The organism is Pseudomonas sp. NFACC56-3, assembly GCF_900100025.1.
Lineage (GTDB): Bacteria > Pseudomonadota > Gammaproteobacteria > Pseudomonadales > Pseudomonadaceae > Aquipseudomonas > Aquipseudomonas fluorescens_AA.
Genome location: NZ_FMTK01000005.1, coordinates 321960 through 337125, shown reverse-complemented (window position 1 = coordinate 337125; position 15166 = coordinate 321960). Strand labels below are relative to the sequence as shown.

At 62.0% G+C, this 15166-nt stretch carries 17 protein-coding genes; 12 read left to right on the top strand and 5 right to left on the bottom strand.

The features are described from left to right. The first annotated feature begins 73 nt into the window (after nucleotides 1–73). Nucleotides 74–322, top strand: coding sequence for a phage infection protein (locus BLO80_RS10695; protein ID WP_092333909.1), 249 nt, complete (start codon nucleotides 74–76; stop codon nucleotides 320–322). A gap of 90 nt (nucleotides 323–412) precedes the next feature. Here BLO80_RS10695 and hpaR (BLO80_RS10690) read toward each other — a convergent pair whose 3' ends face one another. Then, nucleotides 413–835 carry a homoprotocatechuate degradation operon regulator HpaR gene (hpaR, locus tag BLO80_RS10690; RefSeq protein ID WP_092333907.1) on the bottom strand — a complete coding sequence of 141 codons (423 nt, stop codon included), beginning with the start codon at nucleotides 833–835 and terminating at the stop codon, nucleotides 413–415. A gap of 62 nt (nucleotides 836–897) precedes the next feature. After that, nucleotides 898–1803, bottom strand: coding sequence for a 4-hydroxyphenylacetate catabolism regulatory protein HpaA (gene hpaA / locus BLO80_RS10685; protein WP_092333905.1), 906 nt, complete (start codon nucleotides 1801–1803; stop codon nucleotides 898–900). A 185-nt stretch (nucleotides 1804–1988) separates the two neighbouring features. On the opposite strand from hpaA, the gene BLO80_RS10680 reads away from it, so the two are divergent. The 8 genes from BLO80_RS10680 to hpaI all read left to right on the top strand — a co-directional run bounded on the left by BLO80_RS10680 (nucleotide 1989) and on the right by hpaI (nucleotide 9431). Next, nucleotides 1989–2666, top strand: a complete 678-nt coding sequence (locus tag BLO80_RS10680; protein ID WP_092333903.1) for a fumarylacetoacetate hydrolase family protein — start codon at nucleotides 1989–1991, stop codon at nucleotides 2664–2666. Continuing rightward, on the top strand, nucleotides 2663–3433 hold the full coding sequence (locus tag BLO80_RS10675; RefSeq protein ID WP_092333901.1) for a fumarylacetoacetate hydrolase family protein: 771 nt from the start codon (nucleotides 2663–2665) through the stop codon (nucleotides 3431–3433). Before BLO80_RS10680 ends, BLO80_RS10675 begins: the two co-directional genes overlap by 4 nt. 5 nt (nucleotides 3434–3438) lie before the next feature. Further along, nucleotides 3439–4899: a 5-carboxymethyl-2-hydroxymuconate semialdehyde dehydrogenase gene (gene hpaE / locus BLO80_RS10670; protein ID WP_092333899.1), complete on the top strand. Its 1461-nt coding sequence runs from the start codon at nucleotides 3439–3441 to the stop codon at nucleotides 4897–4899. 215 nt (nucleotides 4900–5114) lie between these two features. Then, entirely contained in the window at nucleotides 5115–5972 is an 858-nt protein-coding gene (gene hpaD, locus BLO80_RS10665) for a 3,4-dihydroxyphenylacetate 2,3-dioxygenase (protein ID WP_092333897.1), read from the top strand. Nucleotides 5973–6053: 81 nt separating this feature from the next. Further along, nucleotides 6054–6446, top strand: coding sequence for a tautomerase family protein (locus BLO80_RS10660; RefSeq protein ID WP_092333895.1), 393 nt, complete (start codon nucleotides 6054–6056; stop codon nucleotides 6444–6446). 52 nt (nucleotides 6447–6498) lie between these two features. After that, the gene (locus BLO80_RS10655) at nucleotides 6499–7803 is read left to right on the top strand and encodes an MFS transporter (RefSeq protein WP_092333893.1); all 1305 of its coding nucleotides are present in this window, start codon (nucleotides 6499–6501) and stop codon (nucleotides 7801–7803) included. A gap of 12 nt (nucleotides 7804–7815) precedes the next feature. After that, nucleotides 7816–8619, top strand: coding sequence for a 2-oxo-hept-4-ene-1,7-dioate hydratase (hpaH, locus tag BLO80_RS10650; RefSeq protein WP_092333891.1), 804 nt, complete (start codon nucleotides 7816–7818; stop codon nucleotides 8617–8619). Nucleotides 8620–8633: 14 nt separating this feature from the next. Next, on the top strand, nucleotides 8634–9431 hold the full coding sequence (gene hpaI, locus BLO80_RS10645) for a 4-hydroxy-2-oxoheptanedioate aldolase (RefSeq protein ID WP_092333889.1): 798 nt from the start codon (nucleotides 8634–8636) through the stop codon (nucleotides 9429–9431). A gap of 77 nt (nucleotides 9432–9508) precedes the next feature. Here hpaI and hpaR (BLO80_RS10640) read toward each other — a convergent pair whose 3' ends face one another. From hpaR (BLO80_RS10640) to BLO80_RS10630, 3 genes are all read right to left on the bottom strand, one after another. Next, the gene (gene hpaR, locus BLO80_RS10640) at nucleotides 9509–9931 is read right to left on the bottom strand and encodes a homoprotocatechuate degradation operon regulator HpaR (RefSeq protein ID WP_092333887.1); all 423 of its coding nucleotides are present in this window, start codon (nucleotides 9929–9931) and stop codon (nucleotides 9509–9511) included. Between the two features lie 282 nt (nucleotides 9932–10213). Continuing rightward, nucleotides 10214–11155 (bottom strand): p-hydroxyphenylacetate 3-hydroxylase reductase component, encoded by a 942-nt coding sequence (locus BLO80_RS10635; protein WP_092333885.1) that lies wholly within the window; start codon nucleotides 11153–11155, stop codon nucleotides 10214–10216. Nucleotides 11156–11220: 65 nt separating this feature from the next. After that, nucleotides 11221–12390 (bottom strand): p-hydroxyphenylacetate 3-hydroxylase oxygenase component, encoded by a 1170-nt coding sequence (locus tag BLO80_RS10630; protein ID WP_092333883.1) that lies wholly within the window; start codon nucleotides 12388–12390, stop codon nucleotides 11221–11223. 311 nt (nucleotides 12391–12701) lie between these two features. Here BLO80_RS10630 and BLO80_RS10625 point away from each other — a divergent pair, with 311 nt between their 5' ends. From BLO80_RS10625 to BLO80_RS10615, 3 genes are read left to right on the top strand one after another with little or no spacing between them, the layout of a single operon-like run. Beyond that, entirely contained in the window at nucleotides 12702–14000 is a 1299-nt protein-coding gene (locus tag BLO80_RS10625; RefSeq protein ID WP_092333881.1) for an NAD(P)/FAD-dependent oxidoreductase, read from the top strand. 44 nt (nucleotides 14001–14044) lie between these two features. Next, on the top strand, nucleotides 14045–14410 hold the full coding sequence (locus BLO80_RS10620) for a cupin domain-containing protein (protein WP_046065473.1): 366 nt from the start codon (nucleotides 14045–14047) through the stop codon (nucleotides 14408–14410). A 51-nt stretch (nucleotides 14411–14461) separates the two neighbouring features. Then, nucleotides 14462–15121 carry a helix-turn-helix transcriptional regulator gene (locus BLO80_RS10615; RefSeq protein ID WP_092333879.1) on the top strand — a complete coding sequence of 220 codons (660 nt, stop codon included), beginning with the start codon at nucleotides 14462–14464 and terminating at the stop codon, nucleotides 15119–15121. Nucleotides 15122–15166: the final 45 nt, after the last annotated feature.

Here is a 15166-nt window from a genome sequence, read left to right as displayed (position 1 = left end):
TTTAACTGTGATCACCGGACAGCAACACATTCGTTGCCACCGGCCCACTCAATCAAGCGCAAGGAGAATCACCATGTTCAACTTCTCGAAACTTTCGTCCATGGCAATCGCCCTGACACTGGTTGGCGGCGTCGGCCTGTCGAACGCTGCCTCGGCAAAGAACGCCCCGGCCCAGGCTGCGCATCAACTGGCTGAAGGCGGGTCCGATCGTTTGATCCAGAATCGCGTGGCCGAGGGCGGCTCTGATCGTTTGATCGACAATCGCGTGGCTGAAGGCGGGGCTGATCGGTTGCAGGAGCTGCGTGAACGCAGCACGGTGTGAAGCGATTTTGTGGCCAGAGATTGCTTCCGCTCGACAGCTCCTAGGGGTGTTCACCTGCGGGAGTAGTCTCTGGCCATAAAAGCTTATGGCTCAAGGCTTGATGTTCTTGAGCTCATTGAGCAAGGCGAGCAGTTGCTGCATCTTTTCCTCGCCGAACTGTTCTTCGATCCGCCGGTAGTTGCCTTCCATGCCCTCGCTCATGGACACGAAGCACTGCTCGCCGCGCTCGGTCAGGCCAACGAAGACCCGCCGCTGGTCCTGGCTGGACTTCTGCCGACGCACCAGGCCGTCACGCTCCAGGCGACTGAGCACACCGGTCATGCTCGGCTTGAGAATGCAGGCCTGATGGGCAAGCTGGTGGCTTTCCAGCTCACCTTGCTGATGGAGGATACGGATCACTCGCCACTGCTGTTCCGTGAGGTCATGCTGGTTCAGCGCCGGGCGGAAAAAAGCCATCGCCGCTTCGCGGGCTTGCAACAACGTCAGGGTCAAAGAAGGTCTGGGGTTGGCCATGGTCGAACTGTGTGGATGGGCGAGTCGGCAGCTTAGTGTTGCGGTCACAGCGCTGCAAGCGCTCAACGCAACCCCGATTGCCGTTGGCGATACTCCCCCGGCGTGAGTTGGGCGTAACGCTGGAAAAACCGACTGAAGTACGCCGGGTCCTTGAACCCGAGCTGGTAGCAGATTTCATTGGCCGAGCTGCCGGTGAACAACAGCAGTCGCTTGGCCTCCTGCATCAGCCGCTCCATGATCAGGCGCTTGGAAGGCAGGTCGGCGATGCGTCGGCACACGTCGTTGAGGCGCGCCTCGGTCACGCCGATGCCCTCGGCGTAGCGTGACAGCGGCCAATGTTGCAGGTAGTGGGCTTCGATCAGCTCGTTGAAGCGATGAAAGATCTTCAGGTCTTCATGGCGTGCCGGCCTGGCTTCCAGGGAGTTGGAACACAGCCGCAACAGGCTGATCATGATCAACCGCGTCAACCCATCCAGCGCTGCACTGCGCCCCGGACGTCCCGCCACTACCTCCTCGCTCAGCTCTTCGAACAAGTATTCCAACCGTCGCACCTCACCCGCGTGCCCAGGCCCCAGTTGCGCCAAGGCCACGCAGGCGGCCGGCATTTGCATGCCAGCCGGCGCCAGGCTCGGGTCGGCGTCGATCAACTGCCACACCAAATGCTGGCGCACCGTCAGCACATGCCCGTCACTGTCGGCTTCGGTCACGAAAGCATGGGGAATGGTCGGCGGAGTGAGGAAGAACATCGGGCCGGATTCGACGTATTGCTGGTCATCGAGGTACACGCGCACGGTGCCGCTCTTGACGTAGTGCACCTGGAAGAACCGGTCGTGGCGATGCACCGGCATGTTGCGGCCGAAAAAACCCGCCAGGTTGGCGAGCCGGTCGTAATGCACTTCGGCGTCGCTGTAGCGCTGGTCATACACCTGACCAATGTTGATGTTCGGGATCGGCTGGCGGTCGGTCATCACGCAGTGCTCTTTTTTATTCTGATTCAGGTACCTGTCGCACTCATCCTGCACCGAATCCGGCGAGGCAACCAGTGCCGGTCATTCTGTCACGCTTGACGATAGTTAACATCTTAATTATAACTGTTAACACATTAACAATAACCGCAGAGCCCTCATCACTCTGCCATCGCCAGGAGACAAGCATGAGCCGTGCCCTGCATGACGTCGCGACCGGCACCCTGTTCGGGGTCGCGCTGAATTACCAGGGGCTGCTGAAACAGCGCCTCGCCGAGTTCGAGCAACCGCCCTACCAGAAGCCGCCGCTCAAGCCCGTGCTGTTCATCAAGACGCCCAATACCCGCAACCGGCACGGCGCCGATGTGGTTCACCCGGGTCATGGCGAAAGGCTGCAACCCGGACCGGCCCTTGGCGTAGTGATCGGCAAATCGGCCAGCCGCGTCAGCGCCGCCGAAGCCCTGGACTACGTGGCCGGCTACACCGTCGTCAATGAATTCAGCCTTCCGGAAGACAGCTATTACCGCCCCGCCGTCAAGGCCAAGTGCCGGGACGGCTTTTGCGCCATCGGCCCGGAACTGGTGCCGCAAGCCCAGGTGGCCGACCCCCACAGCCTGGCGATCACGCTGTATGTGAACGGCCAGGTACGCCAGCAAAACAACACGGCCAATTTCGTTCGCAACATTCCCCAGTTGATTGCCGAAATCAGCGAGTTCATGACCCTGCATGCCGGCGACGTCTTGATCACCGGCACGCCTGAGGGCCGGGTCGACGTATTGCCCGGTGACCGTGTCGAAGTGGACATCAGCGGCCTGGGCCGTCTGGTCAATACCATCGTGGCCGAGGAAACAGGAGCAGGTTCATGAAGCACGCGCGCATTCGTTTTGAAGGCCAGGATCATGCCGTCACCGTCGAAGCTCACAACGCCGTACGCCTGGCGGACGGTCGCCTGCTGGCCGAGGATCAGGTCCAGTGGCTGCCACCGGCCACCGGCAACATGTTCGCCCTGGGCCTGAACTATGCCGATCACGCCGCCGAACTGGCGTTCAAACCACCGACCGAACCCCTGGCGTTCATCAAGTCGTCCGGCACCTACACCGGCCATAACCAGGTGACCTGGCGTCCCGACAACGTCGCCTACATGCATTACGAGTGCGAGCTGGTGGCGGTCATCGGCAAAGCCGCGCGCAACGTCAAGCGCGAGGATGCGCTGGGCTACCTGGCTGGCTACACCGTGTGCAATGACTATGCGATCCGCGACTTCCTGGAAAACTACTACCGCCCCAACCTGCGGGTGAAGAACCGTGACGCCACGACCCCCGTCGGCCCATGGATCGTCGACGTGGCCGATGTGCCGGACCCGAGCAACCTGAAACTGCGCACCTGGATCAACGGCCAGTTGCGCCAGGAAGGCAGCACGCAGGACATGATTTTCGACATCCCCTACCTGATCGAATACCTGTCCAGCTTCATGACCCTGCAGCCCGGCGACATGATCGCCACCGGCACGCCGGAGGGCCTGGCGGACGTGGTGCCGGGTGATGAAGTGGTGGTGGAAGTGGAAGGCGTCGGTCGCCTGGTCAATCGAATCGTCAGCGAAGCCGAGTTCTTCGCATCCCGTAAAGAGGCTTGAGCAGCATGATCAAACACTGGATCGACGGCCTTGAGGTCGAAAGCAAAGATGTGTTCGTCAACTACAACCCAGCCACGGGCGAAGCCATCGGCGAAGTCGCCAGCGGCGGCGCCGAGGAAGTGGCCCAGGCGGTCGCGGCGGCCAAGGAAGCGTTTCCGAAATGGGCCAACACCCCGGCCAAGGAACGCGCCCGGCTGATGCGCAAGCTCGGTGAACTGATCGAGCAGAACGTGCCAAAGCTGGCCGAACTGGAAACCCTCGACACCGGTTTGCCGATTCATCAGACCAAGAACGTGCTGATCCCGCGGGCCTCCCACAACTTCGATTTCTTTGCTGAAGTCTGCACGCGGATGGACGGCCATACCTACCCGGTCGACGACCAGATGCTCAACTACACCCTGTATCAACCGGTGGGTGTCTGCGCGCTGGTATCGCCCTGGAACGTGCCGTTCATGACCGCGACCTGGAAGACCGCGCCGTGCCTGGCCCTGGGCAACACGGCCGTGCTGAAGATGTCCGAGCTGTCGCCGTTGACCGCCAACGAGCTGGGTCGCCTGGCCGTCGAGGCCGGCATTCCCAACGGCGTGTTGAACGTGATCCAGGGCTACGGCGCCACGGCCGGCGATGCGTTGGTGCGCCATCCGGACGTGCGGGCGATCTCCTTCACCGGCGGCACCGCCACCGGCAAGAAAATCATGCAGACCGCCGGGCTGAAAAAGTACTCGATGGAACTGGGCGGCAAATCGCCGGTGCTGATTTTCGAAGACGCCGACCTGGAACGGGCACTCGATGCCGCGCTGTTCACCATTTTTTCCCTCAATGGCGAACGCTGCACCGCCGGCAGCCGGATCTTCATCCAGGAAAGCGTCTACCCGCAATTCGTGGCCGAGTTTGCCGCCCGCGCCAAACGCCTGATCGTCGGCGACCCGCAAGACCCGAAGACCCAGGTCGGTTCGATGATCACCCAGGCCCATTACGACAAGGTCACCGGCTACATCAGGATCGGCCTCGAAGAAGGCGCCACCCTCCTGGCCGGTGGCCTGGAACGCCCGGCCAACCTGCCGGCGCACTTGAGCCGCGGCCAGTTCATCCAGCCGACGGTGTTCGCCGACGTCAACAACAAGATGCGCATCGCCCAGGAAGAAATCTTCGGCCCGGTGGTGTGCCTGATCCCGTTCAAGGATGAAGCCGAAGCCTTGCAACTGGCCAACGACACCGAATATGGCCTGGCTTCGTACATCTGGACCCAGGACATCGGCAAGGCCCATCGCCTGGCCCAAGGCATCGAGGCCGGCATGGTGTTCATCAACAGCCAGAACGTGCGCGACCTGCGCCAGCCTTTCGGCGGCGTGAAGGGTTCCGGAACCGGCCGCGAAGGCGGACAGTACAGCTTTGAAGTGTTTGCCGAGATCAAGAACGTTTGCATTTCCATGGGCAGTCATCACATACCGCGGTGGGGGGTATGACCCGCACCGATTGATACCCCGTGCACCTATGGCAAGTGATACACCCTGTGGCGAGGGAGCTTGCTCCCGCTGGGCTGCGAAGCGGCCCCCGCTTTTCCTGGCGATTGCTGCGCAATCGAGCGGGAGCAAGCTCCCTCGCCACAAGGTTCATCATCGATACTTGATTCACCCGCTGTCCCGAGATTCAACAAGAACAATTTTTCAGGAGAATCATCATGGGCGAAGTCATCCTGGCGGCGAAAATCTGCCACGTTCCCTCGATGTACCTGTCGGAGCTGCCCGGCAAGCACCACGGTTGCCGCGCCGCAGCGATTGCCGGCCACAAGGAAATCGGCCGTCGCGCCCGTGAACTGGGAGCCGATACCGCCGTGGTGTTCGACGTGCACTGGCTGGTCAACAGCGCCTATCACGTCAACAGCGGCGAGCACTTCAAGGGCGTCTACACCAGCAACGAGCTGCCGCACTTCATCAAGAACATGGAATACGAATACTCGGGCGCCCCGGAACTGGGCGAACTGATCGCCGCCGAGGCCAATGCCGTCGATGTGCGCACCCTGGCCCACAACATCCCAAGCCTTGAACTGGAATACGGCACGCTGGTGCCCATGCGCTACATGCACATGGATGTCCCGCAAGATCAGAAATTCAACGTCGTGTCGATTGCCGCCTGGTGCGCCTGGCATCGCCTGCAAGACAGCTTCGCCTTCGGCGCCGCCGTGCGCCGGGCCATCGAGAAAAGCGATCGCAAGGTGCTGGTGCTGGCGTCCGGTTCGCTGTCGCACCGTTTCTCCGATGATCGCGACGCTGAAGCCAACATCCACAACTGGACACGGGAGTTCGACAAGCAGGTCGACCTGCACGTCGTCGAGATGTGGCGCCAGGGCCGCTGGAAAGAGTTCTGCGCGATGCTCCCGGACTACGCCGAACACTGCTTCGGCGAAGGCAAGATGCATGACACGGCGATGCTGCTGGGGCTGCTCGGCGGACCGGACTACGACAAGCCCGCCGAAATCATCACCGAGCCTTTCGGCAGCTCCGGCACCGGCCAGATCAACGCCATTTTCCCAGTCTAAGAAGCCGCCACACGTTGCAAGCGGATCGCTTGCAGCTTGTAGCTCGCTCACCACTCGAAGCTGCCGACGCAGGAGGCTCCCATGCCGCATTTCATCGCTGAATACACCGACAACATCGAACAACAAGCCGACCTGCCCGGCCTGTTTGAAAAGGTCCACGCCTTGCTGGGCGACAGCGGCGTGTTCCCCCTGGGCGGCATCCGCAGTCGTGGCGTGCGCCTGGACACCTGGCGCATGGCCGACGGCAAGCATGACTACGCCTTCGTGCACATGACCTTGAAAGTCGGCCATGGTCGCGACCTGGCCACCCGCCAGAACGTCGCGGAAAAACTCTTCGAGGTGATCACCGCGCACTTCGCCGAACTCCAGGCCCAACGCCTGCTGGCCCTGTCGTTCGAGATGATCGAGCTGCACGAGCAACTCAACTTCAAGGCCAACAACGTCCACGCCTTTCTCAAGGCCCAGACCACCTGATTCCGTCTGCCCCGCACTCCCCATCGGCCTCTCTGACAAAAAGTACAAGATCATGAGCACAGCCAATACCGCCAACACTGCCGGCACCGTCGCCCACGACCGCACCCATGCCACCATCACCTGGCGGCTGTTGCCGTTGCTGCTGGTCTGCTACCTCTTCGCCCACCTGGATCGCATCAACATCGGCTTCGCGAAGATGCAGATGAGCGCCGACCTGCAATTCAGCGATACGGTCTACGGCTTCGGCGCCGGCCTGTTTTTCATCGCTTATGCGCTGTTTGGCGTACCCAGCAACATGGCCCTGGACCGGGTCGGTCCGCGACGCTGGATCGCCACGCTGATGGTGGTCTGGGGCGCCCTGTCCACCGGCATGTTCCTCGTCGAGAGCGCCGCTGGTTTCTACGTGTTGCGCTTCCTGCTCGGGGTGGCCGAGGCCGGTTTCTTTCCTGGCATCCTGGTCTTTCTCAACCGCTGGTATCCCGCCCGGCGCCGGGCCCAGGTGACCGCCTTGTTTGCCATCGCCGTACCGATGGCCGGGGTGATTGGTGGGCCATTGTCCGGTGGCATTCTCGAACATTTCCATGACCTTGGCGGCCTGCGCGGCTGGCAGTGGATGTTCGTCATCGAAGGGCTGCCGGTGATCCTGCTCGGCCTCGTGGTGCTCAAGTGCCTGCCGGACAGTTTCGAGACGGTCAACTGGCTCACACCGCACGCCAAGCAGCAATTGCGTGAACAACTGAGCCTTGAAGAACAGCGCAAATCCATTACGTCGTTCTCGGCGATTCTCAACAACCCACAGGTCTGGCTGCTGGTGGCGGTGTATTTCGCGGTGATGCTGGCGGTGAACACCCTGGCCTTCTGGATGCCGACCCTGATCCATGGCGCCGGCATCGGCAGCGATGGCAAGGTCGGGCTGCTCAGCGCGGTGCCCTACCTGGCTGGCTGCTTTTTCATGATCGGCTGCGGGCGCTCCTCCGACCGCCATCGCGAACGCCGCTGGCACCTCTGCGTGCCACTGTTGATGGCTGCGGCAGGCATTGCGGTCGCCGGACTCTCACCGGCGAACCCGACCCTGGTACTGACTGGCCTGATCGTCGCCGGCATGGGCGCCAGTGCGGCGCTGCCGATGTTCTGGCAATTGCCGCCGGCCTTCCTGTCCAACGGCACCCAGGCCACCGGCATCGCCCTGATCAGCTCCTTCGGTAGCATCGCCTCGTTCTTCGCGCCCTACCTGATCGGCTGGATGCGCGACACCACCCAGAGCGCCAGCCTCGCCCTGTACGTACTGGCCCTGCTCATCACCCTTGGCGGCTTGCTGGTGCTACGCACCCAGGCGGCTATCGTCAATCCTCAATAAGAGACCCTTGCCATGCTTGACCAGACCTCCATCCAGCAAGCCGCTGCCCGCCTCGACCGTGCCGAACGCTCCCGGGAACAGGTGCGGCAGTTTTCCCTCGATCACCCGGACATCACCATTGAGGATGCCTACGCCATCCAGCGTGCCTGGGTGGCACAAAAAATCCAGGACGGACGCAAGCTGGTCGGCCACAAGATCGGCCTGACCTCCCGCGCCATGCAAGTGTCGTCGAACATCACCGAACCGGACTACGGCGCGCTGCTGGACGACATGTTCTTCGATGAAGGCACCGATATCCCGTTCGAGCGTTTCATCGTGCCACGGGTGGAAGTGGAGCTGGCGTTCATCCTGGGCAAGCCCTTGAAAGGCCCGAATGTGACGGTGTTCGACGTGCTCGACGCCACCGAATGGGTGATCCCGGCGCTGGAAATCATCGATGCGCGTATCCAGCAGATCGACCCACAGACCAAGGCGACCCGCAAGGTGTTCGACACCATTTCCGACAACGCCGCCAATGCCGGGGTGGTCATGGGCGGCCGCGCCGTACGCCCGACCGAGATCGACCTGCGCAAAGTGCCGGCGGTGCTCTACCGCAACGGTGTGATCGAAGAGTCCGGTGTCTCGGCGGCGGTGCTCAATCACCCGGCCAAAGGCGTGGCCTGGCTGGCGAACAAGCTGGCGGCCTACGACGTCACCCTGCAACCGGGACAGATCATCCTCGGTGGCTCCTTCACCCGCCCCGTGGCCGCCAACCCCGGCGATACCTTCCATGTCGACTACGACATGCTCGGTTCCATCGCCTGCCGTTTCGTCTGATCGGAGACCGCCTCATGGACATGCCCATCAATACCTTCAAGCAACGCCTGCACAGCGGCGAGGCCCAGATCGGCCTGTGGCTGGGGTTGGCCGATGCCTACTGTGCGGAACTGGCGGCCAATGCCGGCTTCGACTGGCTGCTGATCGACGGCGAACACGCGCCCAACGACTTGCGCACCCTGCTCGGCCAGCTCCAGGCCGTGGCGCCCTACCCCGGCCAGCCGGTGATACGCCCGGTGGTCGGTGACACGGCGCTGATCAAGCAGGTGCTCGACATCGGCGTGCAAACCCTGCTGGTACCCATGGTGGAAAGCGCCGACCAGGCGCGTGAACTGGTGCGCGCCATCCACTACCCGCCCCAGGGTGTACGTGGCGTCGGCAGCGCACTGGCCCGGGCATCACGCTGGAACAGCATCGCCGGCTACCTCGACAAGGCCGATGAACAGATGTGCCTGCTGGTGCAGATCGAGAGCCGCGAAGGCCTGGCCAACCTCGATGCCATTGCCGCGGTGCAAGGTGTGGATGGGGTCTTTATCGGCCCGGCGGACCTGAGCGCGTCCATGGGGTTTCGCGGCAACCCCGGGCACCCGGAGGTACAAGCGGCCATCGAAGACGCCATCGCCCGCATCCGCCAGGCCGGCAAGGCCGCCGGGATTCTCAGCGCCGATGAAAAACTGGCTCGTCGTTACATCGAACTGGGCGCGGCGTTTGTCGCGGTGGGCGTGGATACGACGGTGTTGATGCGGGGCTTGCAGACACTGGCGGCAACGTTCAAGGACACGCCAAAGCCTGAGGCTGGCGGCGTGTACTGATCATTATCAAATACCTTGTGGCAAGGGAATCTGTGGGAGCAAGATTTGCTCCCACAGAAAGCAACCAGCCCGGGTTCTCAGCGCCTGATCATCTTCAGCTCATTGAGCAACCCCAGCAACGTCTGCAGCTTTTCCTCCCCTAACTTGTCCTGCAAACGCCGGTAGTTCTCTTCCATGCTCTGGCTCATCGAATCGAAGCTCGCCTGCCCTTGCGGCGCCAGGCGCACCAGCACCCGCCGCTGATCCTGTTCGGCCTTGCGCCGCACCACCATGCCCGCCGCTTCCATGCGCACCAACACGCCGGTCATGCTGGGCTTGAGGATGCAGGCCAGTTCGGCCAGGCGATTGATCTCCAGCTCGTCGTGCTGGCTGAGAATCCGGATGACTCGCCATTGCTGCTCGGTCAAACCGTGCTGATTGAGGGAAGGCCGGAAAAACCCCATGGCCGCTTCACGGGCCTGTAGCAGGGTCAAGGTCAAGGATTGGCGCGGCTTGGGCATGGATTGGGTTCGCGAGAAGATTTAGTTAATGAGTTAACCAAATCTTAACAGCTTCCCACCCATCCCGGACCATCCGCTCACAGAATCTGGATCCAGCGATGGCCCTTGTGGCGAGGGAGCTTGCTCCCGCTGGGCTGCGCACATAACCCTGTGGGAGCGAGCTTGCTCGCGATAGGGGCCTGTCAGTCAACATCAGTTTCGACGGGGCCACCGCCATCGCGAGCAAGCTCGCTCCCACAGGAATGCGTCGGCTTGACCAGGGGTGGATACCCATCAAGTCGCTCAAAGGCCCTTGATCACCCCCTTGAGCACTTGTTTGAAATGCTCGACCTGTTCTTCGCTGAACTGGCCGAACACCTTGTCCTGCTGTTCCTTGGCGATGGCCCAGAGCCCTTCGGTTTCATCGATACCCTTGGCGGTCAGGCGTACCCGCCCGCCTTCATCGCTCACCAGGCCTTTGCGCTTGAGGTTGGCCACGGCCTCTTCGATCTCGCGCACCGGCATCGCCACCTCCCGCTGCAGGTCGCACAGGTTCAGCCCGGCGTCGTTCTCCAGCACCATCAACATCCGCGCTTCGCTGGTACGCAACCCAGTGGACAACTGGCGCGGCTGGTAGCTGGCCTGATAGGCCCGCAGCGCCTGGGTCATCAGGTAATACAGGTTATGACTCAAGCGGCCCTGAAAATGACTGCTGGGGGACTGACCCTCTTCCCGTTTGGTCATGCGAGTGTGGGGCAACACCATCGAGTAGGCGCCCTGGTGATAGAGCAAGGGCGAGCGTCCGAAATCGTCAAAGGCCACGACTTTGCCGATCATGATCCAGTGATCGCCACCATCGACCTGCTGGAATTTTTCACAGTGAAAACGCGCCGAGCAATCGACAAACACCGGAGCGCCACCTTCGCCGGTCTCGAACTGGATTTCAGCGAAGCGGTCCTCCTTGGGTCGAGCGAAATTGTTCGACAGGTCGATCTGGTCGGCGGCCAGCACATTCACCGCAAAATGGCTGGCGGCTTCGAACACTTCGTGGCTGCTGGAGCGTTTGTCGATGCTCCACAGGATCAGTGGCGGGTCCAGGGACACCGAGTTGAAACTGTTGGCCGTCACACCGACCTTGCGGCCATCTTCAGTGGCGGCGGTGACCACGGTCACGCCGGTGGCGAAGTTACCCAGGGCCCGGCGGAACGCGCGGGTGTCGAAAGCGATATCACAAAGACTGGACATGCAAGACTCCCGGCCGCCTCAAGGGACGGCCTCGATTATTGTTCTAGGGTTCAGCGAACAGGCGGTCAAACCATGGACGGATCGGGTTCGAGCCCCATCAGCTCACGACCGAGGATCTGCGCGCAAACGTCGTAGTCGGTGTAGGCATGGGCGCCGGTCAGGTGGGCATCGCGGAACAGCCGTTGCAACTCGTTGTTCTCGAACCAGGCGCCGCCGCCAGCCGCCTCCATCAAGCGGTCGACAGCCTGGATGCACATCTTGGTGGCGTACCCCTGGTTGGTCCGCCAGAACGCCAGGGTTTCCCGGCTGGGGTATTCGTGGCACTCGCCATGTTCGGCGTGCTCCTGCCAGGTTTTCTCGAGGAAGGCACGGGCCGCCGCCACCTGGTGGGTGGACTCGGCCAGGCGCATCAACGCCGGGGTGGCGGCACCGACGGCCGCGCCGGTGTAGGCCCGCACGCGGTGCCTGGTTTTCTCGCGAAAGACCTCCAGCATGCGTTCGGCCACGCCCAGGCTGACCGTGGAGAAACCACTGGCGAAGTACGGCCGGTACGGTGAGTAGAAAATCTTGCTGTCGGGGTACAAGCCGAACCCACCGGACTTGCCTTCCATCATGTCCTTGGCCTTCTGGATCCGGTGTTCCGGTACGAAAGCGTTGTCGATGATCAGCGTCTTGCTGCCACTGCCGCGCATGCCCACCGCGAACCAGTCATCGCGAATCTCATAGTCGCTGCGCGGCAGCACCGCAAAGCAATAATCCTGGGTGCCTTCGGCGTTTTTCCGGCGAAACCCCACGATCGCCCATTCGGCGTGATCGCAGCCGCTGCTCCAGCCCATTTCACCGCTGAACAGCACACCGCCGTCGACTTCCTCGGTGCGGCCAAACGGTGCGATGCTGCTGCTGGCGGTGGCATCCGGGTCATCGCCCCAGACCTCTTGCTGGGCCTTGGCCGGGAACATAGCCAACTGATGGCTGTGAGTGCACAACAGGCTCATGGCCCAGGCCGTGCTGGCACAGGCACCGGCCAGCAGCGCGATGCAATCGGCGAACTGCGGCAGGGAAATCTCCAGGCCACCGTAGGGTTTCGGCTGGAAGGCCCGGTGCATGCCGATGCTTTTGAGCAAGGCGATATTCTCGGCGGGCACGCTACGGTCTTTCTCCGCCTGGAAGGCATTGGCGGCGATGGCGGGCAGGAGGGGCTTGAGGTCTTCGAGCAGCGGGTTTGGCTTTTTCATGGACGGGCTCTTTTATTATTGGCGTCTGCCGACCCCGCCTTTGCCCGGCAACCTGAGGTTGCACAAACAGCGGGATCCGTGATTAAGGCCGGTCCAGTATGGGCAATCGCGGGCAGATGAAAAATGCACCTTCCAGATCCAAGATTGTACTTTTCACGGGGCAGGTTCCGGCGCCATGGCGCGCTCGGTCAAATCCCCCGGCACGGATGATCAAGACAAGCGCCTCGCCAAGGCCCTTAATAGGGCCATCCCTTGCGATGCCTTGCGTAGGCGTGGCAACGGAGTTTCCTTTCACTTTGTCAGGTTGCGTCATGATCAATATCGAAACGCCCACCTATTACACGGCCACCAAGAAATACAACCTCAGCTTCCCCACACTGGAACAGGACGTGGAAGCCGACGTCGTGGTCATTGGCGGTGGTTTTTCCGGCATCAATACTGCGCTGGAGCTCGCTGAAAAAGGCATCACCAACATCGTGGTGCTGGAGGCGCGTTACCTTGGGTTCGGCGGCACCGGGCGCAATGGCGGGCAAATCATGGCCGGCATCGGTCATGACCTGGAAAAGATCAAGAAGGACGTCGGCGAAGACGGCCTGCGCCAGGTCTTCGAGATCAGCGACCTGGGCGCCGACATCATCAAAGATCGTATCGCCAAGTACGCCATCGATGCCGATTTCTGCCACGGCTATGGCTACATGGGTTTCAACGCCCGCCAGGAAAAAACCCTGCGGGCCTGGGAAAAAGACTTCAAGTCGATCAACAGCAAACATGAGATCCGCTTCCTCGGCGGCTCCGACGTGCAGCAGATCATCGGCTCCAAGGCCTACGGCAGCGCATTGCTGCACATGGGCGGCGGGCATGTGCACTCGCTGAACCTGCTGCTGGGTGAAGCCAAGGCGGTGGTCAGCCACGGCGTGCGGATTTTCGAAAACAGCCCGGCCCTGGAAGTCAGCTATGGCGAACGCATCACCGTGCGCACCGGACGCGGTTCGGTCAGGGCCAGCAAGCTGCTCTGGGCCTGCGACAGTTTCCTCAACAAGTTGGAACCGGAACTGCACCGCTCGACCATCAACACCTACGCCTTCCAGATGATGACCGAGCCACTGTCGGACGAGCTGATCCAGCGCATCAGCCCGATTCGCGGTGCCTACAGCGACATTCGCCCAGTGATCGACTACTACCGCGTCACCAACGAAAACCGCCTGCTGTTCGGTGCCGCCACGCCGTTGGTGGAGCACATTCCCCAGGATCTCAAGGCCTGGAACCGGCGCCTGATGCTGAAGATCTTCCCGTACCTCAAGGACGTGAAAATCGACCTGGCCTGGGGCGGGCCGATGGCCTGCAGCCCGAACCTGTTCCCGCAGATCGGCACCCTGCCGGGGCGCAGCAACGCGTTTTTCGTCCAGGGTTACTCAGGCTTTGGCGTCACCCCGAGCCACATCATCTGCAAAGTGCTGGCCGAAGGCATGAGCGAAGGCTCGGCGCGCTACGACCTGGTCAGCTCGATCCGCCGCCCGACCATCATCGGCAAAGACGCCATTCGCCCATTGCTGCTGACCGCCGGCAAGTCCTGGCATCAGCTGTCGGGCTACTGGAACGGCCGTCGCTGACGGCCAACCTCATTCTTCCTTTCAATCATCAGGAGTCACCTGCCATGCCCCTCATCACCCTCGAAAAAGACATCCAGCTGTCCGACCTGGACGCCTGGGGCACCGTCGCCGACCTGGGTTCGCAGATTCTCGAAGGCGAAGTCAAGGCCTTCGGCAAGATGACCTTCGGCGCCCCCACCGACCCGGTCAGCAGCGCCTACTTCGGCACTACCCAAGGCAAGTTCCGGATGGTCTACCCTTTCGCCGAACAAGCCACCGTGGTCACCGGTGAAGTGGTTCTCACCGACGAGGCCACCGGCCAGAGCACTCGCTACAAGGCCGGCGACAGCTGGTTCGTGACCAAGGGCACGCCGGTGCTGTGGGAAGTGGTCAGCGAAAGTTTCGTCAAGCACTACTTCGCGGTAGCCTGACCGGACAGGGCTGCCGGCCCACCCGGCAGCCCGCTTGCGAAGGTTGCGATCATGAACGTCATCCCTACCCAGGACATCGCCGACCATTGCCTGCACGCCTTCACCCAGTTGATTCCCGTCAGCCGGGCGGCGTTCTACTGCGTGGATCGGCAATTGCAAGCCCACGACTTCAGCCTCCATGGGATGAGCGGCGAGATGCACCGCGACTACCTGGACAATTACCGCCAGTTCGACCCACTGCACCCGCGCCACTGCGCGTCCAGCGAACTGGCCGTGGTGCCGCTGGGCCTGGCGATGGCCCGCCAACCGTTGCGTGACAACCATCGTTATCGCGACTTCCTGCAACGCTACGGCGTGGTCGACGTGGTGGAAGTTTTCGCCCATCGCGATGGTCAGCCCCAAGCCGCGATTTCGTTGTTGCGCACCGCCGAGCAAGGCGTCTTCACCCATCAGCAGTTGAGCCAACTCAGCGCGTTGCAGGCCTTGTTGCAGCTGGCCGTGGCCCATTTGCCGGCCCATGAGGATGCACTGGACGATTTGACGCCCAAGGAGCGCCAGATCGCCTGGCTGTTACGCCAAGGCGTCAGCAACAAGCAACTGGCCCGGGAACTGGGGGTGGGCTTGCCGACCATCAAGACTCACCTGATCCACCTGTTCCGCAAAGTCGGTGTGAGCAGTCGCACCGAGCTGGTCAGCGCACTGTTCCTCTAGTCAACCATTCGGTTGATAGGCCGCCATCGCCCGGCGCCGCATGAT